The sequence below is a fragment of the Streptomyces sp. NBC_00252 genome (assembly GCF_036187565.1).
In the GTDB taxonomy this organism is placed as follows: Bacteria; Actinomycetota; Actinomycetes; order Streptomycetales; family Streptomycetaceae; genus Streptomyces.
The window spans coordinates 8,675,447-8,701,428 of record NZ_CP108087.1 but is presented as its reverse complement, the minus strand read 5'-3'; the positions used below and the strand labels follow the sequence as shown (position 1 = coordinate 8,701,428).

Genomic DNA, 25,982 nt, shown 5'->3' with positions numbered 1-25,982 from the left:
TGCAGGTTCCATCAGCACGGCTTCACCGTCAATGGTCCGGACCTAAATCTCCCGGGAGTGAACTACCCGTGCTGTCAGATGCGTTGACGACCTCCTGAGTCAATGACAACGTTTCCATCACCCGCACCTTTGGAGGCCCCATGTCCCTGCGTCCCTCCCGGCGAGTGCTGATCGGCTCCGGCCTGGCCGCCCTGACGGCGACGGCCGCCACCCCCGCGACGGCGGCCGAACGGCCCAGCTCCGCACGGGCGTTGTCCCGCGCCACGGCCCTGTACGCAGCACTGAGAAGACACCTCGACGCGACCGACGGCTCAGGACTGGTCCGCGAGCAGATCCCGGCGGTGGCCGGCGACAACCCGTACTCGTACGAATGGCCCTTCTCCCAGGTGCACATCGCCGCGCTCGATCTCACCGTGGTGGACGCCGGGTTCGAGCCGGAGCTGGCGCGGCGGGCGGCCGCGCAGGAGCACCACTGGAACGCGGCGGGCGGCACGACGAAGCTGCCCGGGTACGCCTCCTACCCGGTCGCGCCGTACGGGGCGGGCGGTGACATGTTCTACGACGACAACGAGTGGGTCGGGCTGGCGAAGGTCCAGCGGTATCTGCAGACCGGCGATGCCGCCGCGCTGGCCCGCGCGAAGGAGATCTTCGCCCTGGTCAGGTCGGGGTGGGACACCGACAGCGGTCACGCCGCGCCGGGCGGGGTCTTCTGGACGCAGGCCGACTGGAGCCACGACCGCAACACGGTCTCGAACATGCCGGGCGCCCAACTCGCCCTGCGCCTGCACCAGATCACCGGCGAGGCCGACTACCTGAACTGGGCCACGCGCTTCTACGACTGGACGAACACGCATCTCCAGAGCCCGACTGGCCTGTACTGGGACCACCTCGACCTGCAAGGGACGATCGAGAAGACCATCTGGTCCTACAACCAGGGCGTACCGGTCGGCGTCGCCGTGCTGCTCCACCAAGTCACCCGCGACCGCGCCTACTTGCGCCAGGCCGAGCGGGTCGCCGCCGCCGCGTACGCCTACTACGTCACGCAGGGGCGGCTGTTCACACAGCCCGTGTTCTTCAACTCGATCTTCTTCAAGAACCTGCTGCTGCTGGAGTCGGTGACCGGGAAGGACACCTACCACCGGGCGATGGCCGCCTACGCCGACCAGGTGTGGGACACGATGCGTGATCCCGCCACCGGCCTCGTGCACTTCGACTCGGCCGGCGGCACCCAGGCCATCCAGCAGGCGGCCCTGGTGCAGCTCTACGCCGTGCTCGCCTGGCCGCGCGCCAAGTGGCGGATCCTGTACTGACGTTACGGGTGGCCGATCTCCCCGGTGCCGCGTGCGATCAGCTGCACCGGGAGGACGGTCCGGTGGGAGGGGCTGTCGTCACCGTCGATGCGGTCCAGCAGGATGTGGGCGGCCCGGCGGCCGAGTTCCTCGGTGTCGGAGGTGACGACGGTGACCGGGGTGGGGAGCATGTCGGCGAGCTTGAAGTCGTCGAACCCCACGACCGCCACGGAGACCTGGAGGTCGCGGCAGGCGCGCAGGACGCCCTCGGTGAGGAAGCCCGTGGTGGAGAAGACCGCGGTGGGCGGGTTCGCGGAGGTGAGCAGGGCGCGGGTGGCGCCCTCGGCCTCCTCGGTGGTGCCGCGGCGCAGGGTGACGACCAGGTCGTTGTCGGGCTCGATGCCGCTGCGGCGCAGGGCCTTGCGGTAGCCGCGCAGCCGTCGGCCGGTGCTGTAGTACGAGGGCGCGACGAGGATCGCGATGCGGCTGTGGCCCTGGTCGACGAGGTGCTGGGTGGCCTTGCGGCCGCCGTCCTCGTTGTCGACGAGCACGACATCGGCCTCGGCGCCGGTGGCCGGCCGGTCCACGAACACGATGGGCACGTGGTCGTGGCCGTTGATCTCGTTCAGGAAGGCGTGGTCGCCCTGGTCGGGGACGATGATGAGCCCGGCGACCCGGCGGCCGATCAGCTCGCCCACGGCCCGGCGCTCGACCTCCGGGTCCTCGTCGGCGGTGCTCAACAGGACCGCGTAGCCTGCCTCGTTGGCGACCTCGACGGCCGCCTTGGCGAGAGAGGCGTAGAACGGGTTGGTGAGGTCGCCGAGGAGCAGCCCGATGGTCATGGAGTTCTGGCCGGGGCGCAGGGAGCGCGCGATCTCGTTGCGCTGGTAGCCGATCGCGGTGATCGCCGCGTTCACGCGCTCGGCCGTCTCCTCGCGGACCGTGCCGATGCCGTTGACGACGCGGGAGACGGTGACGACGGCGACTCCGGCCCGCTCCGCGACGTCGCGCATCGTGGGCCTGGTGTTCTGACGGTGCGGGGGACGACTTCTCACGTGAGGTGAAGACCAACCTTCCATCGCGTACCGGGGGCCGGGACCGACCTCAGGATACGTATCGGGTCCCGGCCCGCCGCTCGGTCCGGGCCGCTAACTGTTGTTCTTGATCACATCGTTGATCTTGTCGGTCATGGTCTGGAGGTCGGACAGCGGCTTCTTCCCGTTGAGGATGTCCGGCCAGTACGCGGTGATCAAGTCATTGGACTGACTTGCCCACTGGGTGGTGAAGCGCACCCCGATGGTGGTCGGCGTGTTCAGCCCCGTCTTGACGGTGGACGCGACGGTCGTCTGCCCGGCCTTGTCGAGGGCTCCGAAGTAGGCGCTCTGGGCGGAGAGATAGGCCGGGGCCGCGACCGGGGAGTCCGGCAGCACCTTGGACCACACCGTGGAGTCGAGGTACTTGAGGACCTTGAAGGTGGCGTCCGCGTTCTGGGTGTACGACGGGGTGCAGATGCCCACGGCGTCGTAGAGGGTGGCGGGCTTGGTCACCTGGGGCAGCGGCGCGAAGCCGTACTTGATCTTCGGCTTGTCGGTGAGGAAGCCCGCGGCGAGCCACTGGCCGCTCCACAGCATCGGGATCTGTCCGGCGGCGAACAGGCCCTGCTGGTTGCTGATGTCGTAGCCGGGCGGCGCGATCGCTCCGCTCTTGATGCCGGCGACGACCTTGCCGACGCCCTCGGTGTACGTCGTGTCGATGGTCGTCCTGGTGGGCTGGTGCACGTTGTCCGCGAAGGGCTTGCCGCCCGCGGACAGGGCGTACGTGCTCATGGAGAACGGCCCGTCCGTGGAGGTCAGCGCGTCCGCGACCAGGCCGTACTTGGCGCCCTTGGCGTGCAGTCTCGCGGCCGCGTCGAACATCTGGTCCCAGGTCCAGCCCGCGGCGTGCACGGTGATGCCGGCGGCCTTGAAGGCGTCGACGTCGTACCAGATGCCGTAGGTGTTCAGCAGGGAGGGGACGCCGCCTATCTTGCCGTCGGCGGTCTTCCAGTTCTTCATCGTGGACGAGACGAAGCTGCTCGCGCCGAAGTCGCTGGAGCCGGAGAGCCGGGAGGCCCAGTCGGTGAGGAGGCCCTGGCTGGTGTACTGCTGCTCGGTGTCGTTGCCGCACCAGAACAGGTCGGGGAGCTTCTTGGCCTGGGTCAGGGCCGCGAGCTTGTCGCTGTAGTTGCCGTTCGGGGTGTCGACGCGCTTGACCGTGATGTTCGGGTCGTGGAAGCCGGTCAGGGCCTGGTCGATGGCCTTGTTGGTGGTGGCGGACTCCCAGGTCATGAGGGTGACCGTGGCCTTGCCGTCCGACTGTTTCCCGGACGAGCCGCCGCAGGCCGCCGTCGCGAGCAGTCCCCCCGCCGACAGCAACACTCCGGCGCAGCGGATCCATCGTTTCATCGTGGCCTCCTGATACCTGGCTGGCATACGGCTCGTAGGTGGGTCGGGGTCCAACGCGGCGCCGGTCAGCGCTGGTTGACGGTGCCCAGGGCGCTCAGACCCTGGATGAAGTAGCGCTGGGCGACGAAGAAGACGATCAGCGGCGGGAGCATGTAGAGCAGGTTGGTGGCCATGTAGAGGTTCCAGTCCGGGGTCTGTCCGGCGAACTGGGTGACGAAGGAGGCCATGCCCACGCTCAGCGGCCACTTCTGGGACGAGTACAGGTAGATCAGCGGGTTGAGGTAGTCGTTCCAGGACATCTGGAAGGCCAGGATCGACATCGTGATCCAGGCGGGCTTGGTGATCGGCAGCATCACGCTGACGAAGATCCGCACGTGTCCCGCGCCGTCGACCTTGGCCGCCTCGTCGATGGAGTGCGGGATCGACAGGAAGTACTGCCGGGCCAGGAAGATGAAGAGCGGGTTGCCGCCGAGGAAGGCCGGGACGATCAGCGGCAGCCAGGTGTCGTACCAGCCGATGTCCTTGAAGAGCTGGAACAGCGGGATGATGCCGACCACCGGGGGCAGCAGCATGCTGCCGACGAAGACGTAGAACCACACCTTGCGGCCGGGGAAGCGCAGCCGGGCCAGCGCGTAGCCCGCCATCATCGAGGTCATCACCCCGCCGATGACCGAAAGCCCGGTGATGACAAGGGAGTTGAGCAGCAGCCGCGGGAAGTGGATGACCTTCGGGCCGTCGATGAAGTTCTTGAAGTGGAACTCGTGCGGCAGCAGTTTCGGCGGGACCTCGAAGACCGCCGAGGGGCCCTTCAGCGCGACGGTGAGCATCCACAGGATCGGCAGGATCATCACCGAGCTGATCAGCAGCGCGGTCGCGTACCAGGACGCTTTGCGTACGGCCCGGCCGCGCGGTTTCGCCGGCGGGGCGGTCGGGGTCGCCGTCGTCGGCGCCCTCGTGACGTCAGGAGACGTGGTCACTGTAGGTCCAAATCGACGAGAAGCGGGCGGTGGCGGCGATCACGACGACGATGACGAGGAACAGCACCCACACCTGGGCGGAGGCGTAGCCGAACTGGGAGACCTGGCCGAGCCGGGGGAAGCCGTTGTCGTAGATCGACAGCATCAGGGTCCTGGTGCTGAAGCCGGGGCCGCCCTGGTTGTCCGGCGAGAGGATCTTCGGCTGGTTGAAGGCCTGGAGGGCGGTCACCATCTGCAGGACGACCTGGAGGATCATGATCGGGCTGATCAGCGGCAGGGTGATCCGGAAGAACACCGTGCGGGAGCCGGCGCCGTCGAGCCGGGCCGCCTCGTACAGCTCGGTGGGGACCGCCTGGAGCGCGGCGAGGAAGATGATCATCGTGGAGCCGACGCTCCACAGCATGACGATCACGATCGACGGCATCGCGGAGTCGTCCCCCGACAGCCACTCGCTGGTCGGCAGGTGGAACCACTTCAACACCTGGTTGGCCAGGCCGACTTGGGGGTTGAAGACGAACTTCCAGAGCGTGATGGTGGCGACCACGGGCAGCACGACCGGCAGATAGCACAGGGTGCGCAGCAGACCGACGCCCCGTACCCGCTGGTTGCAGAACACCGCCAGGGCGAGCCCGATGATCAGCGACAGCGGCACGTACAGCACGACGAGCAGCAGCGTGGCGCGCACCGAGGGCCAGAAGGACGGGTCGGTGGTGAACATGCGGTGGAAGTTGTCGAGGCCGACGAACGTGGGGTCCGTCAGGCCGTTGTAGGTGGTCAGGGCGAAGTAGCCGGACCGGAACAGCGGGTAGACGACGAACGCCGTGAAGCCGATGAGCGCCGGGGCCAGGAACACGTACGCGGCCAGGGTGTCCGAGGACCGCTTCGGCGGTCGTCGCCAGAGGCGTCCGAGGCGTCCGGGACTCCCCCGGCTGGGCCGCCTGTCCACGGGCGGTACCGCAGTGCGCGTCTCTTGGTGCGGAGCGGCTGTCACACGCGCTCACCTTCTTCCTCCGAGGAGTTGACGATCACTCGGATCGGGCGGACCCGATCGTCTGGTGGTCGTCGGCCCGCTCAAGGTAACGTTTCCATTCCCTGGCGATCACACGGTGGCGCACGCCACATGAGGGAGTCAAGAGGCGCGATGGTAACGTTTCCCGGATCAACATCCGGAACAGTGTGGGCAGTTCCGGAGTCGCTGAGCACGCTCGGGCGGCGGCTCGCCACCGGGCTGCGGGGCGGTCCGGCGGGCGACATCGTGGCGCGGTGTCTGACCAACACGTGGACCACGTCGATGAGTTGGGGCAGTCCGTCGTCGCACGCCCCGGAGGTCTTCGTGAAGACCGGTGACATCCCGGCGATGTGGCTGCGGGACAGCACGGCGCAGGTCCGTCCGTACCTCGCGGTGGCCACGGACCCGGAGGTCGGCGACGTCCTGGTGGGGGTCTCGCGCCGGCAGATCCGCTGCGTGCTCGTGGACCCGTACGCCAACGCCTTCAACGACGGCCCCACCGGCGCGCACGGCGAGCCGGACGACCGGCCCGCGCCGGGCGACTGGGTGTGGGAGCGCAAGTACGAACTCGACTCGCTGTGCGCCCCGTTGCAGCTGGCGTACGCGATCCGGCGGGCGACCGGCCGCGAGGACCATCTCGACGAGGCGTTCCACCGCGCGGCCCGGCTGATCGTGCGGCTGTGGCGGGCGGAGCAGTCCCACGCCGACTCCCCGTACCGGTTCGTGCGGCCGTCCGGCCCCTTCGCCGGGGACAGTCTGCCGCTCAACGGGCGTGGTGCGAAGGTCGGTTGGACCGGAATGACGTGGTCTGGCTTCCGGCCGAGCGACGACGCGTGCGCCCACGGCTATCTGGTCCCGGCGAACGCGCTGGCCTCGGCGAGCCTGCACGGCCTCGCCGACATCGCGGCGGCGGTCCTCGACGACACCGAACTCGCCCACGAGAGCCGGCGGTTGGCCGACGAGATCGACGCCGGGATCCTGGCGCACGCGGTGACCGAGGCCGACGGCGACCCTGTCCTCGCCTACGAGGTCGACGGTCTGGGCGCGGCGCTGACGGGCGACGACGCGAACCTCCCCAGCCTGCTGAGCCTCCCGCTGAGCGGCTGGTGCGGACCCGAGGACCCGCTGTACCGCGCGACCCGGCGCTTCGCGCTCTCCACCGCGAACCCCTCGTATTTCAGCGGGAGTTACGCCTCCGGCATCGGCAGCACGCACACGCCGGACCGTCACATCTGGCCGCTGGCGATCGCCACGGCGGGACTGACCGGCGACGCGGACGAGGCGGCCCGGGCCCTGGAGACCCTGGCCGCCACCACCGCCGGTACCGGTCTGATGCACGAGAGCTTCCACGTCGACGCGCCCGACCGCTTCACCCGCGACTGGTTCGGCTGGGCCAACGCGATGTTCTGCGAGCTCGCGCTCGATGTGTGCGGGGGCGGGGTGCGGCACTTCTTTCCCCTGCATCCGCGGGCGCTGTCCGGCGGGTCGGGGGCAGGTGGCGGACCGGAGTGACCTGCCGTCGTCCGCCCACCCCCCTCCCGAGGAGCCCCCGTGCCGCACCTGCCCGACTCCGTCCACGTCATGACCGACGACACCCGCCCGCACACGGCGACCCCGACCACCGAGGGCGTCTGGTCGGTACGCGGCACCCGGATCACCGCCGACCGCACACCCGAAGGCCTGCGGCTGCGCGCCCGCGCCGGTGCCGAGGGCCTCACCCGGATCGTGCTGCGCTGGCGGCTCGACACCCCCGAGGACGCCCGCATCCTGGGCGACGCCTGGGAGCGCGGCTACGGCGACCTCCAGTGGCGCACGCTGCAACCCGACCGCGCGCTGCCCTGGTACGCCCTCATCACCGGCGGGGCGTTCGGGGGCCCGACCACCGGGTGGGGCGTGCGGACGAGGCCCGGCGCGCTGTGCTCCTGGACCGTCGACGAGAGCGGTATCGCCCTCTGGGCGGACGTCCGCAGCGGTGGTCTGCCCGTGCTGCCGGGCGAGCGTGAGGTGGACGTGGCCACGGTCGTGACGGCCGCGGGCCCGACCCCGTTCGCCGCGCACGAGGCGCTCTGCACCGCCATGAGCCCGGACCCGCTGCCCGCCGTCGGTCCCGTCGTCGGCTGCAACAACTGGTACTACGCCTACGGCCGCGACTTCGGCCCCGACGCGGTGCTGCGGGACGCGCGGACGGTCGTGGAGTACGCGGACGGGCATCCGGTGCGCCCGTACTGCGTGATCGACGACGGCTGGACCGAGGGCGGCGGCTCCGCGCCCGGCGGCCCCTGGGACACCGGACTGCCGGGCGTCTTCGACGACATGGCGGACCTGGCCGCCCGGATCGCGGAGACCGGTGCCCGCCCCGGGCTGTGGTTCCGCCCGCTGCTGTCGCGGACCGAGACCGCCGCCGTCCGCCCCGGGCTGCTCCGGGACTCCGGCTTCCCCCTCGATCCCTCGCTGGACGTGGCGCTGGAGACGGTCGCCGAGGACGTGACCCGGTTCCGGAACTGGGGATACGGACTCATCAAGCACGACTTCTCGACCTACGACGTCTTCGGCCGGTTCGCGTCCCACTCCCCCGCCGAACTCGCCCTCCCCGGCTGGTCGTTGAGCGACCGCTCCCGGACCAGCGCCGAGATCCTGGTCCGGCTCTACGGCACGATCGCCGAGGCCGCCGGGGACGCGGTGGTGATCGGCTGCAACACGGTCGGGCATCTCTCGGCCGGGCTGGTGCGGGTGCAGCGGTGCGGTGACGACACGTCCGGGCGGAGCTGGGAGCGGACCCGGCGGATGGGGGTGAACACGCTCGCCTTCCGGCTGGCCCAGCACGACAGGTTCTTCACCCTGGACGCGGACTGTGTGCCCTGCACACCGCGGACCGACTGGAGGCTCAACCGGCGGTTCCTGGACCTGGTGGCACGCTCCGGTACGGCCCTGTTCGTGTCGGTGGACCCCGCCGCCCGCACGGACCGCACGGACGCCGATCTCGCGGCGGCCGTACGGCTCGCGCTGGACGGCGGGACCCCCGGCGGTGTGGAGCCGCTCGACTGGCTGTCCACCACCGCTCCCCGTCGCTGGCGGTCCGGCACTGAGACTCTCGTCCACGACTGGGCCGAACCCTGGGGAGCGGTGCCCCTGGCTGTCTGAGGTCAGGGCGTGATGGTCAAACTGCCGTAGTCCGACAGGTTGGTGAGGTTGACCTGGCCGAGGGTGGTCGCGCCGGTCGTGCTGCCGGGCATCACGATGTGGCTCAGGGCGACGCCCGAAATGGGCGCGCCCGGCTGGCCGTTGACGCGGGCGGCGGTCGTACCGGCGTTGCGGACGCGGACGTTGGAGATCGTGACGCCGGTGACCGGACCGACGCCCGCCGTGTTGCCGGTCATCAGGGCGAGCCATGTCCGGTTGCCGTCGTTGCTGAAGCTGAGCCGCTCGATGTCGATGTCGTCGAACGTGAGGTTCGTCGCGCCCGCCGTGCCGTACTTGTGGTGGACGCCGATGCCCACGGCCGCGTCGTAGACGACGACATGCTGGAAGGTGACCTGGTTCTGCGACTCGTAGACGCCCTGGCCGACCTTGACGCCGTAGCAATAGGTCCAGGAGACAAGGTCGTTGAAGGTGACGTTGTTCAGCGGGTCGGGGGTGCCGGGGACCGTGCTGTAGATGTCGGCGCCGGCGGGCCAGGTCTTGGTGCTGAAGGGGTCGTCGAGGCCGATGCCGATCGCGTGGTCGACGGTGACGTTCGTGGACTCCATGACGTCGATGCCGTCGTTCTCACCCATGTCGAACCTGTTGAAGATCTTGATGTTGCGGAAGGCCAGGTCCGAGGAGCGCAGCGGGATGACCGCCCAACTGCTGGATTCCCGGAAGGTGATGCCGTCGACCGTGAAGCCGCTCGTGTAGATCGGGGCGAGGAGGTTCACGCCGAGGTTGGAGGGCGCGAGCGCGGCCTGGCCGTTGCCGTCGATGATGCCGCGGCCGTAGATCCTGATGTTCGTCGAGGAGTACCGCGTGGAGATGAACCAGGTGAGGTCGCGGCCCTGCGAGGTCTTGTGGCCGTTCACCACGTAGTGGGCGGCGTCGCCCGTGTAGCGGAGGACCGCGCCGGGGGCGAGGTAGAGCGCGAGGTTGCTGCGCAGGTAGAGGTTGCCGAGGGTGTAGACGCCGGCCGGGACGTACACGATGCCCTGTGTGCCGTTCGCCGAGCCGTACGCGGCGGCGTCATTGAGGGCGTTCAGGAAGGGAGTTGTGGTGTAGGCGCCGGTGTTCGGCTGGGCCGAGTAGGGCGCGCTCCGCACGTTGAAGATGCCGGTGCCGCCGGTCGCGGGGCGGTTGGTCTCGGCCGGGTCGGCGGCTATGACCAGGTTCGGGCGGCCGTCGATTTTGACGATCAGGTACTCGTCGTTCTGGACGGTGAAGGTCAGGGTCGCGCCGCTGACGGTCCCCGTGATGCCCAGCTTCTGCGGGCTGATGCTGTACGCGCCGATGGCCGTGTTGTTGAGCTTCGTGACCGAGATGCCGGCGGTGCCGGTCCCCAGGGCGAGCTGCGCGATGTCGTACCCGGTGTACTTGGTGACGGGCACGGACGTGCCGTTGACCGTCACCTTGTAGTCGGTGGACGCCGGGTAGATGGACGCGACCGGGTACGCCGACACGGTGCCCGCGGCGGCCTGTGCGGGGTGGGGGGTGCCGAGGAGGGCCGCGACGCCGAGCAGGAGTGCGGTCAACCCGAGGGCCAGGGGGCGCAGTACGCGGTTCGCGGTTCCGTCGGCCGCGATCAACAGGCTGCTGTGGGCCGCGCTCGGCGGCCTGCTCGTCGACGATCTCATCGGGGGTCCTCCTGCGGTCACATCGGTGGGGGGCACGTAAGACAGGATGGAAACGTTGCCAGTGACGTCATCACATTAATGGTCTGGACCGATGCCGCCTATGTGTCGGTGCGGGCGAAGTCGGTCCCCTGTCACCTCAGGACGAACCTCCGTCGCCCGGGACTCAACCGCCCACCGCTGGACCGAACCAGCCCCCGTCGTCGGGGACTCGGTGACCGCCCGCCTCAGCCACCTCAACGCCACCGTCACCGTCACCGTCACCGGCCAGCCGGTGACCCGCGTCGCCCCCATCACCGCACTGACCGGCCTCAGCCCGGCGGCGGTGAGCGCGCCGGCGGTGAACAGCACCGCCGGCGCGGCACCGGGCCATGTATCTCCCGCGCTCGCGGCTGCGCGCCGTGAACTCCCTTTGCTGCGGCCGGTGTTCATGGCCGGACCGCAGGACGGCCGGATCAGGCGGTGCTCACTGGAACGCAGCGCATGCCCGAACCCTTGTCACCTGCTCGCAGGGAACCTCGGGGAGGAGTGCGGGAGGGTCAGGCGTCCTTGATCGTCGTGGTGACGGGGGTGCCGGTCTCCACCGTGCGGCTGACCGTGCACAGCCGCTCGTGCGAGACGGTGACGGCGCGGGGCAGGATCGCGCGGGCGCGGTCCCCGGCCTCCCCCTCCGGGAAGGTCACGGAGAAGGTGACCGCCAGGTCGGTCATCCGGTTGCCGAGGTCGTCGCTGACCTTGTTGCCGGTCACGGTGACGGTGAACCCGTCCGGCTCCGTGTGCCGCGTGGTCGCCACGTCGACATCGGCGGCGGTGCAGCCCCCGATCGCGGCGAGCAGCAGCTCGACCGGGGTGAACTCGGTACCGTCGCCGACGGCGGTACCGAAGTCGATCGTGCCGCCGCGCGTATTGGTCGCGGTGAAGCGGCCTGGGCCGGTGCGGTCGACGGTGACGAGGCGTTGGGGGTTATCGCTCATGGGGTGATCCTCGCAGGCACCCCGCCGAAGAGCGTGCACCGGTGCGGGCAGGACCTGCGTGTGCTGCCCGCACCGGCCGCGTCAGGAGACCTGGGAGGCGTCGACCAGGACGACCCGGTGGTTGTACTGGATGGTGTAGTACTTGGCCGCGCCGGTGACGTAGGTGTCGCCCGTGACGAAGAAGTCGTCGGCGCTGACCGGGGGTTGGGTGGCGACGTAGGCCTGGCCCGCCGGGAAGCCGTAGACCGTCAGGGGCTTCTGGGTGGACGGGGAGAGGCCGGAGGGGTACTCCGAGGCCTGCGGGTAGCCGGAGCCGTAGAGGGTCGCGGCCTGGTCGCCGGAGTGGAGGACCTTGACGCCGTGCGCGGAGCGGGTGTTGACGCCGTGCGGGTTGAGGAACCACACCTTCGCGCCGCTGAACCAGATGGCGGTCCAGTCGCCCTGGACGTCGGCGACGACGAACTGCTGGCCCGCCTGGACGGTGCTGCCCCAGTCGTGGATCGAGTCCGTGCCCGCGGTCGCGCCGGGGTGGATGGCCGGGTCGGCGAAGAGGGGTGCGTCCGCGCTCGGACCGGTGCGCACCGGAAGGAAGTTGGCGGGTGCGGTGGACTCGGTGCATGCGGTGGTGGCGCCCGTGGGGTCGTCGGCCGGGCAGACCTGGACGGTCTGCTGGTTGGTGGCGAACCTGGGGCTGATGGTGACCGCCGAACCCACCCTCGGGGTGTGCCGGGAGGCGCTCTGCGCGTGCTGCCCCCTCGACGGGGCGACCATGTTCATGAACCTCGTCCAGTCCCAGTACGGACCGGGGTCCCAGTGCATCCCCGGCACGTAACTGTCCTGCGGGCCGGGCACGTTGTCGTGGCCGATGATGTGCTCGCGGTCGAGCGGGATGTCGTACTTCTTCGCGAGGTACTTCACCAGGTCGGCCGTCGCCCGGTACTGCGCCTGCGAGTACCAGGTGGCGCCGTGCGCGGCGTAGCCCTCGTGCTCGATGCCGATCGAGTGCATGTTGAACCAGTAGTTGCCGGCGTGGAACGCGATGTCCTTGGTGTGCGTCATCTGCGTGACGGCCGCGTCCGAGGCCCGCATGACGTAGTGCGCGGAGTCGCCGGACCCCACGGTCTGGAACGTCTTGATCGCGGCGTCGTAGGACGACTCGGTGTCGTGCAGGACGATGTACTTGATCTGCACGCCGTCGCCCGGGCGGCCCGCGACCTGGCCGTTCGAGGGGGCCGCGGCGAGGAACGTGCAGTCCACCGTGGGCGGGCACTCGGTGTCGGTGGCCGTCGTGGCGGTCCTCAGCTTCAGGGCGGACAGCTGCCGGGTCTCCGGGTGGACCGCGCCCTGCGCCGCGAGGCGGACGTGCTGTCCGTCGACGGTGGTGCGCGCGGCGCCCGAGGCCACGGTCGTGAAGACGCGGTCGGCGAAGAGCTGCGCGGCCTTCTGGTCCGAGGACCGGCTGTACTCGGCCACCGCGCCGTACCAGTCGGCCGGGTCGGCGGACCCCTTGCCCGTCAACTTCCGCTGGTACGAGGCGAGTAGCGCGGCACCGGCCCGGATGTTCTCCCGGTCGTCGGTGCGCACCTTCGCCGCCGGGGCACCGGCGAGCTTCGCCGCCGCGTCGAGGGTGTGCAGGGCCGGGTCCGACGTCAGCTCGGCGAGATCACCGCGGCCCGCGGCACCCGCCGCGCCCCCGGACACCATCTTCGCGGTGACGTCCGTCAGGTTCATCGGGCCGTAGCCGCCCGAGGTGTTGTACTGCCCGTCGTGGTCGTCCCACTGCGACTCCTGGTACGACACGGCCAGCAGCACGGGCAGCGGTACGCCGAACTCCTTGGCCGCGTCGGCGAAGGAGGACTGCCGGTCACCGTCCGCGGACTGCGCGGCCTGCGCCGTCGACGGCAGCACGGCGAAACAGCCGGCGGCCACGGTGCCCCCGGCCAGGATCCCGGCCAGCACCTTCCGACGGGATCTTCTACGCGAGGATTGCTGCAAGGATCTTCCCCTGTGTGTGTTCCCCTGAGGCGGACGTACGGTACGACGCCTGCCCGAAGCTCTGTGCAGAAGCTTCCAGCATCACCCACGGGACGTCACAACTGCCCCAGGCATAAGGCGAGTCGGCGTCTTTCTCGGCTCCGGCGAGCACGGTCAGGGTGACCCCGGCAGCGCCCGCACCAAGGCCCGCTGTGCTGGAGAACCGACCCTGGTCGCCCTCGACGCGCCGCGTCCTACCCGAAGGTTGTGATTGAAACCGTTCAATTCCCTTGCTTCCGGCTCGCGCACCGACTTCCTCCGAAGGCAGTTGCGAAGTAGCCGTGTCACGAAAACAGTTGCACGACGATTGACCCCGACCACACCAGGCTCTACGTTACCCACGCCTCTCATGAATGAATCGATTCACCCCATTCCGTGCGAGTGAGGAGTCGTAGTGATCAGCAGGAGGAACATGCTCGCGGGCGCGGTCGCCACGGTCGCGGCAGCGGCCATGGACAGCGTGCCGGCGACGGCCGCACCGGCATCCGGGCAGGCGCAGGCATCGACACAGGCACAGCGCGGCGGGCTGCGCGTCACGGCCCCGACCGTGGAGTACGTCCAGCACCCGCTGGGGATCGACGCGCAACGCCCGCGGCTGAGCTGGCCGTTGGCGTCCGACGGGGTGGGGGTGCGCCAGAGCGCGTACCAGATCCGCGTCGCCACCAGCGCGTCGGGCCTGTCCCGCCCGGACGTCTGGGACAGCGGGAAGGTCACGTCCGGCGACTCCGTGCTGGTGTCCTACGGAGGTCCTGCCCTCAAGCCCCGTACGCGCTACCACTGGTCCGTCCGCGTGTGGGACGCCGACGGGCACGTCTCCGGCTGGAGCGCGCCCTCGTGGTGGGAGACCGGGCTGATGGGCGCCCAGCAGTGGGGCGCCGACTGGATCTCCGCACCGGCGAGCCTCGTGGACGCGCCGTCCTTCGAGGGTGGTTCGTGGATCTGGTTCCCCGAGGGCGATCCGGCGAGCAGCGCTCCGGCGGCCACCCGTTGGTTCCGCCGTACCGTCCAACTGCCCGACGGCATCACGTCGGCCACGCTCGCCATCACCGCCGACAACGTATATGCCGTCTCGCTGAACGGAGTCGAGGTCGCCCACACCGACCTAGACACCGACAACGAGGACTGGAAACGCCCGGCGGTGATCGACGTGCTGGCAGGCGTGCGGGCCGGCGACAACGTTATCGCCGTCGCCGCCACCAACGCGACCGAAGGCCCGGCGGGGCTCGTCGCGGTGCTGGTCGTCCGGACCCCCTCCGGTGAGCGGAAGGTGTTCACCGACGCTTCCTGGAAGGCCACGGACCAGGAACCGGCCGCCGGGTGGCGGGAGTTGGGGTTCGACGACGGGGCCTGGCCTGCGGTCCGGGTGGCCGCGGCCTGGGGCGCCGGACCGTGGGGGCGGGTCGTCCCCGTGTCCTACGCCGTCACGCAACTGCGGCACGAATTCCGGCTGCCCCGAAGGAAGGTGGCCCGCGCCCGCCTGTACGCCACGGCGCTCGGCCTGTACGAGAGCCACCTCAACGGCAGCCGGGTGGGCCTCGACCAGCTCGCGCCCGGCTGGACGGACTACCGCACCCGCGTCCAGTACCAGACGTACGACGTCACCGACCTCCTGCGGCCCGGTGCCAACGCCCTCGGGGCGTATCTGGCACCCGGCTGGTACGCGGGCAACGTGGGCATGTTCGGGCCCGGCCAGTACGGTCAAGTCCCGGCGCTCCTGGCCCAGTTGGAGGTGGAGTACGCGGACGGGACGAGCGAGCGCATCGTGTCGGGCGCCGACTGGCGGGCCGCCGCCGGACCGATCGTCGCCGCCGATCTCCTGAACGGCGAGACGTACGACGCGCGCAAGGAGACCCCCGGTTGGGCCTCGCCCGGCTTCGACGACACCGGCTGGCTCGCCGTGCGAGGCATGGGTGGCGTCGGCGACATCGGACCCGACCTGATCGTCGCGCAGGTGGACGGTCCGGTGCGGGTGGAGCAGGAGCTGACACCCAAGACGGTGACCCAACCCAAGCCCGGCGTCTACGTGTTGGACCTGGGCCAGAACATGGTCGGCTCGGTGCGGCTGCGCGTCTCCGGCGACGCGGGCACGACCGTCCGGCTCAGACACGCCGAGGTCCTCAACCCCGACGGCACCGTCTACACCGCGAACCTGCGGACCGCGGCGGCGACCGACACGTACACCCTCAAGGGCGGCGGGAAGGAGGAGGTCTACGAGCCCCGGTTCACCTTCCACGGTTTCCGGTACGTCGAGGTGACCGGCTTCCCGGGCACGCCCTCGACGAGGACCGTCACCGGACGCGTCATGCATACGTCCGCCCCCTTCACCCTCGACTTCGAGACCGACGTCCCGATGCTCAACCAGCTGCACCACAACATCACTTGGGGCCAGCGCGGCAACTTCCTCTCCGTCCCCACCGACACACCCGCGCGCGACGAGCGCCTGGGCTGGACGGGGGACATCAACGTCTTCGCGCCCACGGCCGCGTACACGATGGAGTCGGCCCGCTTCCTGTCCAAGTGGCTCGTCGACCTCCGGGACTCCCGGACCGCGGAGGGCTCGTTCACGGACGTGGCGCCGATGGTCGGCACGGTCGGCAACGGCACGGCCGGCTGGGGCGACGCGGGGGTCACGGTCCCCTGGTCCCTCTACCAGGCGTACGGCGACCGCCAGGTCCTCGTGGACGCCTGGCCGTCCGTCCGGACCTGGCTGACGTACCTGGAGAAGAACAGCGACCGACTGCTGCGCCCGGACCAGGGATACGGCGACTGGCTGAACGTCGACGACGAGACCCCCAAGGACGTCATCGCCACCGCGTACTTCGCGCACAGCGCCGACCTCGCGGCGCGGATGGCCGGCGAACTGGGTGAGGACACCGCCCCGTACCGCGATCTCTTCGAGCGGATCCGAACGGCCTTCCAGAACGCGTACGTCACCTCCGACGGCAAGGTCAAGGGCGATACGCAGACGGCGTACGTCCTGGCGCTGTCGATGAACCTCCTGCCGGACGCGGCACGGACGGCGGCGGCCGACCGTCTCGTCGCTCTGATCGAGGCCAAGGACTGGCACCTGTCGACGGGATTCCTCGGCACTCCCCGACTGCTCCCCGTCCTCACCGACACGGGTCACACCGACGTCGCCTACCGCCTGCTGCAACAGCGCTCGTTCCCCAGCTGGGGCTACCAGATCGACCGGGGCTCCACCACGATGTGGGAGCGCTGGGACTCCATCCGGCCCAACGGCACCTTCCAGGACGCGGGCATGAACTCCTTCAACCACTACGCCTACGGCTCGGTGGGCGAATGGATGTACACGAACATCGCCGGCATCTCGATGGGCAGACCCGGCTACCGCGAGATCGTCGTCCGCCCCCGCCCCGGCGGCGCCGTCACCACCGCCGGCGCCACGTTCACCTCGGTCTACGGCCCGGTCTCCACCCGTTGGCGGCTGCGGTCCGGCCGGTTCACGCTGACCTGCGCGGTGCCGCCGAACACGACCGCCGAGGTGTGGATCCCCGCGTCCTCTCCGAAAGCGGTGACCCACACGCACGGGACCTACCTCCGTCAGGACGACGGCTGCGTGGTGTACCGGGTCGGCTCCGGCACCCACCGCTTCACCACCTGACCCAGGCGGTACGGCTGCCCGGAACGGTCACCCGGGCCGGGCAGCCCGACCCACGGCGGCACCCGGAGATCAGAGACAGCGTCAAGACCCGGCAAGGAAGGTGAGCCGCACCTTCCGGTCGGGGTTGTCGCGGTTCGTGTCGACCAGGCACACCGACTGCCACGTCCCCAGCTCCAGTCGTCCGCCCACCACCGGCAGCGTCGCGTGCGGGGGTACGAACGCCGGGAGGACGTGGTCGCGGCCGTGGCCGGGGCTGCCGTGACGGTGCTGCCAGCGGTCGTCGGCGGGGAGAAGGGTGTGCAGGGCGGCGAGGAGGTCGGTGTCGCTGCCGGCTCCTGTTTCGAGGATCGCGATGCCCGCGGTGGCGTGCGGGACGAAGAGGTTGAGGAGGCCGTCGCGGCCGGCCGCCGCCTCCCTCAGGAAGGCCTCGCAGTCGCGGGTGAGGTCCATGACCCGCTCCCTCGAACCGGTGGTGACGTTCAGGACTCGGGTGGTGAAGGCAGCAGACATGTCTCCATCCTGGCCCATGCGGCGGACTCGCCGTCCGCTTCGCGCCGCCCGGACCGTGATACGAGGGGTCCAGTCCGCGAGACACCGTTGACCGTGGCACGCCATCTGACCTATTTTCTGCCGCATGTTGCGTTCAGTTCTGCTCACCACGCGCGGTCACATCGACCTGCTGCGGGTGGCCTCCGCCGCGTGTCGCCGCGGCTGCTGACGTCTTCTTCCGCCTCACCCCCGCTCTTCTCCCGCACTCCGTCGCGCCCGCTCACATCGTCGTGACGCGGCGGCGTTGAGGCGTACCCCCTTCCTCACCGGACGCTCTCCCCCACCCGTGGAGCACCCATGAGCATCAGTCATGCACCGCCCGATTCCTCCGGGCCCGATATTTCCCCTATATCGACATCGAAGGCCGAGACCGGCGAACCCGCTCCGCTCGATCTCGTCCCCCTCGTCCCCACCTCCTCGCGCCGCACCCGCGTCCCCCGCTGGCTGCGCCGCACCACCGGCCCGCTGGTCCTGCTCGCTCTGTGGCAACTCCTCAGCAGTACAGGCGTGTTGACCTCCGACGTGCTCGCCTCCCCCGGGCGGATCGCCCACGTCGGCTGGGATCTGATCGACAGCGGTTCACTGACCTCCGCGATGACCACCTCGCTCCAGAGGGTCGCCATAGGGCTGCTGCTCGGGACCGTCATCGGTACCGGACTCGCCCTGGTCTCCGGGCTGTTCAGGGTCGGCGAGGACCTGGTCGACGCCCCCGTGCAGATGCTGCGGACCGTGCCCTTCGTGGGGCTGATCCCGCTGTTCATCATCTGGTTCGGCATCGGCGAGGCTCCGAAGGTCGCCATCATCACGCTCGGCGTGACCTTCCCGCTCTATCTCAACGTCTACGCCGGAATCCGGGGCGTGGACAGCCAGTTGATCGAGGCCGGTGAGTCGCTCGGGCTGTCCCGCTGGGGGCTCGTACGGCATGTGGTGCTGCCGGGCGCGCTGCCCAACGCGATGACCGGGCTGCGCTACTCCCTCGGCATCGCCTGGCTGGCGCTCGTCTTCGCCGAGCAGATCAACGCGGACGCCGGGATCGGCTTCCTCATGGTGCAGGCACGGGACTTCCTGCAGACCGACGTGATCGTGGTCTGCCTGATCGTCTACGCCTTCCTCGGCCTGCTGGCCGACTTCCTCGTCCGCACCCTCGAAAGGCTGCTGCTGCAATGGCGACCGACGTTCACGGGCCGGTGACCACCCGACCGGCGGCCCCCTCGCCGGTGGCCGCGCAGGCGGTACGCGTCGAGGGGCTGACCCGCTCCTTCGACGGTCGTCCCGTCATCGACAAGCTCCAACTCGACGTGCACCAGGGCGAGTTCGTGGCGCTGCTGGGCCGCAGCGGCTGCGGCAAGTCCACGCTGCTGCGCATCCTCGCCGGGCTCGACCGGGACATCAAGGGCACGGTCCTCGTGCCGCGCCGGAAGGCCGTCGCGTTCCAGGCACCCCGGCTGATGCCGTGGAAGAAGGTGTGGCGCAACGTCCTGCTCGGACTGCCCGGGAAGCCCGAACGGGGCGTGGCGGAACAGGCGTTGGCGGAGGTCGGGCTCGGGGATCACGCCGACGTGTGGCCCAAGACGCTGTCCGGTGGTGAGGCGCAGCGGGCCTCGCTGGCCCGGGCCCTGGTGCGCGAGCCGGATCTGCTGCTGCTCGACGAGCCGTTCGGGGCGCTCGACGCGCTCACCCGCATCAAGGCCCAGCGGCTGGTGGGCGAGCTGTGGCAACGGCGGGGCTGCGCCGTCCTGTTGGTGACCCATGACGTCGAGGAGGCGGTGCTGCTCGCCGACCGGGTCCTGGTGATGGACGACGGCGTCATCGCGCACGAGCAGCGGATCGACCTGGACCGGCCGCGCGACATCACCGACCCCCGGTTCGCCGAGCTGCGCGCCGGACTCCTGGAACGCCTCGGCGTCGACACCGCCGCCGAAGCCGCCTGAACTCCCCCACGCACCACCCCAGTCACCGAGAACGGATCCCCCATGCGACGACGTCTCGTCCCCGCCGCTCTGCTGCTCCCCCTCGCTCTCCTGCTCGCCGCCTGCGGCGGGAACTCGGCCGCCGAGACCTCGACCGGCACCGACGGCAAAGGCTCCCTCACGCTCAACGGCGGTGACCAGAAAGGCGGTTCGGAGGCGGTGCTGCGGGCCGCCGGCGAACTCAAGAACCTGGACTACAAGATCAAGTGGTCCACGTTCACCTCCGGGCCACCACTCCTGGAAGCCGTCAACGCCAAGGCCGTCGACATCGGCGGCGTCGGCAACACCCCGCCGGTGTTCGCGGCGGGTGCCGACTCGAAGATCAAGGTGGTGGCCGCCTGGCACGGCACGTCCGACGGTGACGCCGTCCTCGTACCGAAGGACTCGAAGCTCTCCCGACCCCAGCAGTTGAAGGGCAAGTCCATTGCCGTGGCGCAGGGTTCGTCCGCGCACTTCCAGCTGGTCGCCTCGCTCAAGGCGGCCGGGCTCTCGCTGAGCGACGTCAAGGTGAAGTACCTCCAACCGGCCGACGCGCTGGCCGCGTTCACCTCCGGCAAGGTCGACGCGTGGGCGGTGTGGGACCCGTACACCTCGCAGGTCCTCCAGTCCAAGCAGGGCCGCATCCTCACCTCCGGCGAGGGCGTGACCAACGGCCTCTCCTTCCAGGTGGCGGCGCCCGGCGCGCTGGCGGACAAGAAGAAGGCCGCCGCGATCAAGGACTACCTCGACCGACTGCGCCGCGCCCAGACCTGGGTGTTCACGCACCAGGAGGACTGGGCCAAGGTGTGGGCGAAGGACACCGGGCTCCCCTACGAGGTGGCGCTGGCGTCGGTGAAACGGACCAACTCCACCCGGGTCTCGGTCGCCGTCGACAAGCCGCTCATCGCCTCCGAGCAGCAGATCGCCGACACCTTCACCCAACTCAAGCTGATACCGCGGAAGGTGGACTTCGCCGACTTCGTGGACACGCGCTACAACGGCGATCTGCCGGCCTCCACCTCCGCCCCGCGCACCACGGGAGGTTCGTGACATGAGCGTGCGTCTGCACTGGTTCCTGCCGACCGGCGGCGACGGCCGCACACTCGTCGACCGCCACGCCTACGGCCCCAACCGCGCCGGCGCGGTCCGCGGGGTGCGCCCGCCGGACATCGAATACCTCGCCCAAATCGCCAAAGCGGCCGAGCAGTTGGGCTTCGAGGCGGTACTGACGCCGACCGGCACATGGTGCGAGGACGCCTGGCTGACGACGGTCGCACTCGCGCAGCACACCGAACGGCTGAAGTTCCTGGTGGCGTTCCGGCCCGGGGTGATCTCACCGACGCTGGCCGCGCAGATGGCCGCGACCTATCAACGCGTCACGCGGGGGCGGCTGTTGCTCAATGTCGTCACCGGCGGCGACTCGGCCGAGCAGCGGCGGTTCGGCGACCATCTCGGCCACGACCAGCGGTACGCGCGTACGGACGAGTTCCTGTCGGTCGTACGCGGGGTGTGGCGCGGGGAGCCGTACGACTTCGACGGTGTCCACTACCAGGTCGAGGGCGGACTGACGGCGCTGCCGCCCGACCCGGTGCCGCAGGTGTTCTTCGGCGGGTCGTCGGCGGCGGCCGGGCCGGTGGCCGCCCGGCATGCGGACGTGTATCTCACCTGGGGAGAACCGCCGGCGCAGGTCAAGGAGAAGATCGACTGGATTCGCGGGCTCGCCGAGCGGGAGGGGCGGGACGTGCGGTTCGGGGTGCGGCTGCACACCATCTCGCGGGACTCGTCGGCCGAGGCGTGGGCGACCGCGAACCGGCTCCTCGACGACCTCGACCCGGACACCGTTGCCGCCGCGCAGTCCGCGCTCGGGCGCAGTGAGTCGGTGGGGCAGCAGCGGATGCTGGCCCTGCACGGGGGCTCGCGGGACAAGCTGGAGATCCACCCGAACCTGTGGGCGGGCGTCGGTCTCGTCCGGGGTGGCGCGGGGACCGCGCTGGTCGGCAACCACTCCGAGGTGGCCGACCTGATCCAGGAGTACCACTCGCTGGGCGTCGAGCACTTCGTGCTGTCCGGCTATCCGCATCTGGAGGAGGCGTACTGGTTCGGGGAGGGCGTGATTCCCGAGCTGGCCGCGCGTGGGCTCGTCGAGGGGAGGGCGAAGGGCGGCCTGCCGTTGCTCGTGAGCAGCGGACGCTGAACCGGCGGGAAGATCGGCGCCCCCGGTGCTGTTCGTACAAACGTGAACAACACGCGTGAGGTCGACGTGGTCGTCATCGGCGCCGGGCAGGCTGGACTGGCCGGCGCCCATCACCTGCGGCGCACCGGTTTCGAGCCGGAGCGCGACTTCGTGGTGCTGGACCACGCGCCCGCGCCGGGCGGGGCCTGGCAGTTCCGGTGGCCGTCACTGACGTACGGCAAGGTGCACGGGATGCACGCGCTGCCGGGCATGGAGCTGACGGACGCCGATCCGGACCGGCCGTCCGCCGAGGTGATCGCCGAGTACTTCGCCGCGTACGAGCGGGCCTTCGATCTGCGGGTACGCCGGCCGGTGGATGTGAAGGCCGTGCGGGAGGGCGTGGGCGGGCGGCTGCTCGTCGAGACGTCGGACAGGTCGGAGGGGTCGGAAGGATCAGAAGGGTCTGACGTCACGTGGTCGACGCGGGCGCTGATCAATGCGACGGGGACGTGGGACCGGCCGTTCTGGCCGCGCTATCCGGGTCAAGAGACGTTCCGGGGGCGGCAGTTGCACACCGCGCAGTATCCGGGGCCCGAGGAGTTCGCCGGGCTGCGGGTGGTCGTGGTGGGCGGGGGTGCGTCCGGTACCCAGCATCTGATGGAGCTCGCTCCGTACGCGGCCGCGACCACGTGGGTGACCCGGCGTCCGCCGGTGTTCCGTGAGGGGCCGTTCACTGAGGACCTGGGACGGGCGGCCGTCGCGCTGGTGGAGGAGCGGGTGCGGCAGGGGTTGCCGCCGAAGAGCGTGGTGTCGGTGACCGGGCTGCCCCTGAACGACGCGATCCGGCAGGCGATCGCGGACGGGGTCCTGGACCGGCAGCCCATGTTCGACCGCATCACCCCCGACGGCGTCGACTGGGCCGACGGCCGCCATGTGGACGCCGATGTCATCCTCTGGGCGACCGGCTTCCGTGCCGCGATCGACCACCTGGCCCCACTGAAGCTGCGCGAGCCGGGTGGGGGGATCCGGATCGAGGGGACGCGGGCGGTCGCCGATCCGCGGGTCCACCTCGTCGGGTACGGACCGTCGGCGAGCACGATCGGGGCGAATCGGGCGGGGCGGGCGGCTGTGCGGGACATTCGGCGGTTGTTGGCGGGGGACGCGGTGGGTGTGACTGTGGGGTGATGGGTGGCCTTCAGCTGACGCTGTTTCCTACGGTTGCGAGGCGTCCAACAGGCGCTGCCCGAACGGGTCGTGGGTCCATGCCGAACAACACCTCAGCCAGCCCCGTCACGTCTTCGTGCCCGGCATCAGGCGACTTCCCGTCAGAGTGGCGGGTGTCGCCCGGTGCCGTTTCTTGTGGTCACTTCTTGGGCTGGGTGCTGGTCTTCTGGGCCGCGTTGAACTCGGCGACATTGCGCTGGTGCTCTTCGTAGTTGGCGGTGAAGCGGGTGTCGCCGGGCTTGACGGTGACGAAGTACAACCAGTCGCCCGGGGGTGGGTTGATAGCGGCGCGCATCGCGTCCTCGCCCGGGTTGTCGATGGGGGTGGGCGGCAGACCCATGCGCTGGTAGGAGTTGTACGGGCTCTCGACCCGGGTGTCGCCCGAGGACGTCTTCAACGTGGCGCGGTTCAGCGCGTAGTTGATGGTGGAGTCCATCTGCAGCGGCATGCCCCGCTCCAGCCGGTTGAAGATGACCCGGGCCACCTTCCCCATGTCGGCCTTCGTGGCCGCCTCGGCCTGCACGATGCTCGCGATGGTGACGGCCTGGTAGACGTTCATCGCGTTGCGCTGGGCGCCCGCGGCGACCGGGGCGCCGTTGAACTTCTGGTTGGCGGTGTTGACCATGAACGACAGCAGTGACGTGGGCGTCGACTTCTTCTCCAACGGATACGTCGCCGGGAAGAGATAGCCCTCGGGGTTGCCCTCCGCATCGTTCGGCAGCTTCAGGCCGGCCTTCGCGATCGACTTCTTCGTGCTGCCGACCGGCAGCGCGAGGGCCTTGTCCACGGCTTCGTAGATCTGGCCCGAACGCCAGCCCTCCGGGATCACGAGGGACGTCGGTCGGGTGTCCCCCTCGCTCTCCAGGCTCAGCAGCGGCACCGCCACGGCGGTGCCGGCCACGACGGCCCCCGTCGCGATGAGGGCGACCCGGCCCCTGCGGGTCAGTCGAATCGTGCTCCGTGGCGGAGTGTTCATCTGCATGCGGGCACGGTAACCCGCATATGGTCATAAACCCGGCATATCTTCAGCTTGTCGGTTCCAGTTGGGCATCCCGGCGTACGAGCGCCGCGTACCGCCCGTCCTGATCGAGCAGTTCCTCGTGCGTGCCCCGCTCCGCGACGCGCCCGGAGTCGAGGACCACGATCTGGTCGGCGCTGCGGATGGTGGACAGCCGGTGCGCGATCGTGAGGGTGGTGCGGTTGGCCGACAGGGCGTCGATGGCGTCCTGGACGGCGGCCTCGGTGCGGTTGTCCAGCGCGCTGGTCGCCTCGTCCAGGATGAGGACCGGCGGGTCGCGCAGGATGGTGCGGGCGATGGCCAGGCGCTGCTTCTCGCCGCCGGAGAACCGGTGGCCGCGCTCGCCGACGACCGTGTCGTACCCGTCGGGCAGGCCCGCGATGTGCTCGTGGATCTGCGCCGCGCGCGCCGCCGTGTACAGCTCCTCGTCGGTGGCGTCCGGCTTGGCGAAGCGGAGGTTGTCGGCGACCGTCGCGTGGAAGAGGTACGTCTCCTGGGAGACGACCCCGACGGCACGGGCGAGCGTGTCGAAGTCCAGGTCGCGGACGTCGACCCCGTCGAGGGTGACCCGGCCGCCCGTCACGTCGTAGAGCCGGGGCACGAGATAGCCGAGGGTCGACTTTCCGGCGCCGGTCGGGCCGACGATCGCGAGGCTGTTGCCCGCGGGGACGGATATGTCGATGCCGTCGAGGATCGGGCCGCTCTTGTCGTCGTAGTGGAACTCGACGCCCTCGAAGCGGACTTCGCCCTTGATGGTGTCGAGATGGACCGGGTTCTCGCGCTCCGTGATGTCGATCGGCAGGTCGAGGTACTCGAAGATGCGGGCGAAGAGCGCCAGTGAGGTCTGGATCTGGACGCCGGTCGACAGCAGGCTGACGGCCGGGCGGAACAGGCCCTGCTGGAGCGAGACGAAAGCGACGATCGTGCCGATCGAGGCGTGCGGGCCGCCCAGGTGCAGGGTCATGCCGGCCGTCCAGTAGATGACGGCGGGCATCGCGGCCATCACGATCGAGATGACGGCCATGCGCCAGCGGCCGGCCATGTTCGACCGGACTTCGAGGTCGACCAGGCCCTCGGACTCCTCGGCGAAGGAGCGGGTGAGCGAGTCCGACCGGCCCATCGTGCGGCCGAGCAGGATGCCGCTCACGGACAGCGACTCGGTGACCGTGGCGGCCATCTCCGCCATCTGGCGCTGGCGCTGGGTGGCGATCTTCTTGCGTTCGTTGCCGACGCGGCGGCTTATCCACACGAAGACTGGGAGCAGCAGCAGCGAGACGACGGTCAGGCGCCAGTCCAGGGCGATCATCGCGATGATCGTGGCGACCACGCTGGTGAGGTTCGAGACCAGGGAGGTGGCCGTGGAGGTGACGGTGGCCTGCATGCCGCCGATGTCGTTGGCTATGCGGGACTGGACCTCGCCGGTGCGGGTCCGGGTGAAGAAGGCGAGCGACATGCGCTGGAGGCGGCCGTAGACCGCTGTGCGCAGGTCGTGCATGACGCGCTGGCCGACCGTCGTGGAGATCAGGGTCTGCAGCACGCCGAAGATGCTGGTCAGGACGGCGCTCAGGATCATGCCGAGCGCGAGCAGGCTCAGCAGGCCGGTGCGGCCCTGGGGGATCGCGGTGTCGAGCGTCGCCTTGAGGAGGAACGGGGTGGCCACGGTGACCAGGGACGCGGCGCCGACCAGGAGGCCGACGACTGCGAGCCGGGCGCGGTAGGGCTTGAAAAGCCTGAGGATGCGGCGCACCTGCCGGGGCTGGTCGGTCGAGGTGCCGGGGGACGGTGTCCAGTTGATTTCGTCGCGGGGCATGGTCTCCTACGGATGGTGAGGCGATCAGGACTGGTCAAGCGCTCAGAGCTCAGGAAGCGATGAGGCTTGATGGAGCATAGCTCATTGTTACCT

Annotated in this window: 21 protein-coding genes; 11 read left to right on the top strand and 10 right to left on the bottom strand. The window is 69.9% G+C overall.

The annotated features are described in order from the left end of the window. Window positions 1–140: 140 nt before the first annotated feature. The gene (locus OHT77_RS38620; protein WP_328832991.1) at window positions 141–1,310 is read left to right on the top strand and encodes a glycoside hydrolase family 76 protein; all 1,170 of its coding nucleotides are present in this window, start codon (window positions 141–143) and stop codon (window positions 1,308–1,310) included. Between the two features lie 2 nt (window positions 1,311–1,312). On the opposite strand, the gene OHT77_RS38615 is transcribed toward OHT77_RS38620, so the two are convergent. The 4 genes from OHT77_RS38615 to OHT77_RS38600 all read right to left on the bottom strand — a co-directional run bounded on the left by OHT77_RS38615 (window position 1,313) and on the right by OHT77_RS38600 (window position 5,656). Then, window positions 1,313–2,302, bottom strand: a complete 990-nt coding sequence (locus OHT77_RS38615; protein ID WP_266774425.1) for a LacI family DNA-binding transcriptional regulator — start codon at window positions 2,300–2,302, stop codon at window positions 1,313–1,315. Window positions 2,303–2,437: 135 nt separating this feature from the next. Beyond that, a complete protein-coding gene (locus OHT77_RS38610) occupies window positions 2,438–3,733 on the bottom strand; it encodes an ABC transporter substrate-binding protein (RefSeq protein WP_328832990.1) in 1,296 nt (431 codons plus the stop codon). Window positions 3,734–3,798: 65 nt separating this feature from the next. Next, complete coding sequence (locus tag OHT77_RS38605) at window positions 3,799–4,710, bottom strand: carbohydrate ABC transporter permease (RefSeq protein ID WP_328832989.1); 912 nt, start codon at window positions 4,708–4,710, stop codon at window positions 3,799–3,801. Continuing rightward, complete coding sequence (locus OHT77_RS38600; protein WP_328832988.1) at window positions 4,694–5,656, bottom strand: carbohydrate ABC transporter permease; 963 nt, start codon at window positions 5,654–5,656, stop codon at window positions 4,694–4,696. Before OHT77_RS38600 ends, OHT77_RS38605 begins: the two co-directional genes overlap by 17 nt. Before the next feature lie 228 nt (window positions 5,657–5,884). Between OHT77_RS38600 and OHT77_RS38595 the strand changes: the two genes are divergently transcribed. Beyond that, window positions 5,885–7,231, top strand: coding sequence for a glycoside hydrolase family 125 protein (locus OHT77_RS38595; RefSeq protein WP_328832987.1), 1,347 nt, complete (start codon window positions 5,885–5,887; stop codon window positions 7,229–7,231). 39 nt (window positions 7,232–7,270) lie between these two features. Then, window positions 7,271–8,860 carry a hypothetical protein gene (locus OHT77_RS38590; RefSeq protein WP_328832986.1) on the top strand — a complete coding sequence of 530 codons (1,590 nt, stop codon included), beginning with the start codon at window positions 7,271–7,273 and terminating at the stop codon, window positions 8,858–8,860. A gap of 2 nt (window positions 8,861–8,862) precedes the next feature. Here OHT77_RS38590 and OHT77_RS38585 read toward each other — a convergent pair whose 3' ends face one another. Further along, the gene (locus tag OHT77_RS38585; protein ID WP_328832985.1) at window positions 8,863–10,539 is read right to left on the bottom strand and encodes a glycosyl hydrolase family 28 protein; all 1,677 of its coding nucleotides are present in this window, start codon (window positions 10,537–10,539) and stop codon (window positions 8,863–8,865) included. A 211-nt stretch (window positions 10,540–10,750) separates the two neighbouring features. On the opposite strand from OHT77_RS38585, the gene OHT77_RS38580 reads away from it, so the two are divergent. Beyond that, window positions 10,751–11,089, top strand: coding sequence for a hypothetical protein (locus OHT77_RS38580; protein ID WP_328832984.1), 339 nt, complete (start codon window positions 10,751–10,753; stop codon window positions 11,087–11,089). Here OHT77_RS38580 and OHT77_RS38575 read toward each other — a convergent pair. Together OHT77_RS38575 and OHT77_RS38570 are read right to left on the bottom strand one after the other, a co-directional pair. After that, entirely contained in the window at window positions 11,076–11,510 is a 435-nt protein-coding gene (locus OHT77_RS38575; RefSeq protein WP_328832983.1) for an OsmC family protein, read from the bottom strand. The two genes, OHT77_RS38580 and OHT77_RS38575, sit on opposite strands and share 14 nt — an antisense overlap. Window positions 11,511–11,591: 81 nt before the next feature. Next, complete coding sequence (locus tag OHT77_RS38570) at window positions 11,592–13,469, bottom strand: peptidoglycan recognition family protein (protein WP_328832982.1); 1,878 nt, start codon at window positions 13,467–13,469, stop codon at window positions 11,592–11,594. 469 nt (window positions 13,470–13,938) lie between these two features. On the opposite strand from OHT77_RS38570, the gene OHT77_RS38565 reads away from it, so the two are divergent. Then, entirely contained in the window at window positions 13,939–17,166 is a 3,228-nt protein-coding gene (locus OHT77_RS38565; protein ID WP_443048171.1) for an alpha-L-rhamnosidase, read from the top strand. Between the two features lie 81 nt (window positions 17,167–17,247). Here OHT77_RS38565 and OHT77_RS38560 read toward each other — a convergent pair whose 3' ends face one another. Next, window positions 17,248–17,676: a secondary thiamine-phosphate synthase enzyme YjbQ gene (locus tag OHT77_RS38560; RefSeq protein WP_266774409.1), complete on the bottom strand. Its 429-nt coding sequence runs from the start codon at window positions 17,674–17,676 to the stop codon at window positions 17,248–17,250. Between the two features lie 124 nt (window positions 17,677–17,800). Here OHT77_RS38560 and OHT77_RS45105 point away from each other — a divergent pair, with 124 nt between their 5' ends. The 6 genes from OHT77_RS45105 to OHT77_RS38535 all read left to right on the top strand — a co-directional run bounded on the left by OHT77_RS45105 (window position 17,801) and on the right by OHT77_RS38535 (window position 23,022). Continuing rightward, the gene (locus OHT77_RS45105) at window positions 17,801–17,884 is read left to right on the top strand and encodes a putative leader peptide (RefSeq protein ID WP_350495123.1); all 84 of its coding nucleotides are present in this window, start codon (window positions 17,801–17,803) and stop codon (window positions 17,882–17,884) included. Window positions 17,885–18,012: 128 nt separating this feature from the next. Then, window positions 18,013–18,906 carry an ABC transporter permease gene (locus OHT77_RS38555; RefSeq protein ID WP_328832981.1) on the top strand — a complete coding sequence of 298 codons (894 nt, stop codon included), beginning with the start codon at window positions 18,013–18,015 and terminating at the stop codon, window positions 18,904–18,906. Then, entirely contained in the window at window positions 18,879–19,646 is a 768-nt protein-coding gene (locus OHT77_RS38550; protein WP_328832980.1) for an ABC transporter ATP-binding protein, read from the top strand. The genes OHT77_RS38555 and OHT77_RS38550 overlap by 28 nt, the downstream gene beginning before the upstream one ends. A gap of 42 nt (window positions 19,647–19,688) precedes the next feature. Further along, window positions 19,689–20,714: an ABC transporter substrate-binding protein gene (locus OHT77_RS38545; protein ID WP_328832979.1), complete on the top strand. Its 1,026-nt coding sequence runs from the start codon at window positions 19,689–19,691 to the stop codon at window positions 20,712–20,714. A 1-nt stretch (window position 20,715) separates the two neighbouring features. Next, entirely contained in the window at window positions 20,716–21,858 is a 1,143-nt protein-coding gene (locus OHT77_RS38540) for an LLM class flavin-dependent oxidoreductase (RefSeq protein ID WP_328832977.1), read from the top strand. A gap of 42 nt (window positions 21,859–21,900) precedes the next feature. Next, window positions 21,901–23,022, top strand: coding sequence for an NAD(P)-binding domain-containing protein (locus OHT77_RS38535; RefSeq protein ID WP_328832976.1), 1,122 nt, complete (start codon window positions 21,901–21,903; stop codon window positions 23,020–23,022). Between the two features lie 178 nt (window positions 23,023–23,200). On the opposite strand, the gene mltG is transcribed toward OHT77_RS38535, so the two are convergent. Together mltG and OHT77_RS38525 are read right to left on the bottom strand one after the other, a co-directional pair. Then, the gene (mltG, locus tag OHT77_RS38530) at window positions 23,201–24,043 is read right to left on the bottom strand and encodes an endolytic transglycosylase MltG (protein WP_328832975.1); all 843 of its coding nucleotides are present in this window, start codon (window positions 24,041–24,043) and stop codon (window positions 23,201–23,203) included. A gap of 43 nt (window positions 24,044–24,086) precedes the next feature. Then, window positions 24,087–25,889: an ABC transporter ATP-binding protein gene (locus OHT77_RS38525; protein ID WP_328832974.1), complete on the bottom strand. Its 1,803-nt coding sequence runs from the start codon at window positions 25,887–25,889 to the stop codon at window positions 24,087–24,089. Between the last annotated feature and the right edge of the window lie 93 nt (window positions 25,890–25,982).

Excerpts from the sequence above, each read along its gene's own strand:
- OHT77_RS38525 (WP_328832974.1), bottom strand. The coding sequence starts at position 25,889 with ATGCCCCGCGACGAAATCAACTGGACACCGTCCCCCGGCACCTCGACC.
- OHT77_RS38545 (WP_328832979.1), top strand. The coding sequence starts at position 19,689 with ATGCGACGACGTCTCGTCCCCGCCGCTCTGCTGCTCCCCCTCGCTCTC.
- OHT77_RS38550 (WP_328832980.1), top strand. The coding sequence starts at position 18,879 with ATGGCGACCGACGTTCACGGGCCGGTGACCACCCGACCGGCGGCCCCC.
- OHT77_RS38540 (WP_328832977.1), top strand. The coding sequence starts at position 20,716 with ATGAGCGTGCGTCTGCACTGGTTCCTGCCGACCGGCGGCGACGGCCGC.
- OHT77_RS45105 (WP_350495123.1), top strand. The coding sequence starts at position 17,801 with ATGTTGCGTTCAGTTCTGCTCACCACGCGCGGTCACATCGACCTGCTG.
- OHT77_RS38560 (WP_266774409.1), bottom strand. The coding sequence starts at position 17,676 with ATGTCTGCTGCCTTCACCACCCGAGTCCTGAACGTCACCACCGGTTCG.
- OHT77_RS38620 (WP_328832991.1), top strand. The coding sequence starts at position 141 with ATGTCCCTGCGTCCCTCCCGGCGAGTGCTGATCGGCTCCGGCCTGGCC.
- OHT77_RS38575 (WP_328832983.1), bottom strand. The coding sequence starts at position 11,510 with ATGAGCGATAACCCCCAACGCCTCGTCACCGTCGACCGCACCGGCCCA.
- OHT77_RS38610 (WP_328832990.1), bottom strand. The coding sequence starts at position 3,733 with ATGAAACGATGGATCCGCTGCGCCGGAGTGTTGCTGTCGGCGGGGGGA.
- OHT77_RS38585 (WP_328832985.1), bottom strand. The coding sequence starts at position 10,539 with ATGAGATCGTCGACGAGCAGGCCGCCGAGCGCGGCCCACAGCAGCCTG.
- OHT77_RS38555 (WP_328832981.1), top strand. The coding sequence starts at position 18,013 with ATGAGCATCAGTCATGCACCGCCCGATTCCTCCGGGCCCGATATTTCC.
- OHT77_RS38615 (WP_266774425.1), bottom strand. The coding sequence starts at position 2,302 with ATGCGCGACGTCGCGGAGCGGGCCGGAGTCGCCGTCGTCACCGTCTCC.
- mltG (WP_328832975.1), bottom strand. The coding sequence starts at position 24,043 with ATGCAGATGAACACTCCGCCACGGAGCACGATTCGACTGACCCGCAGG.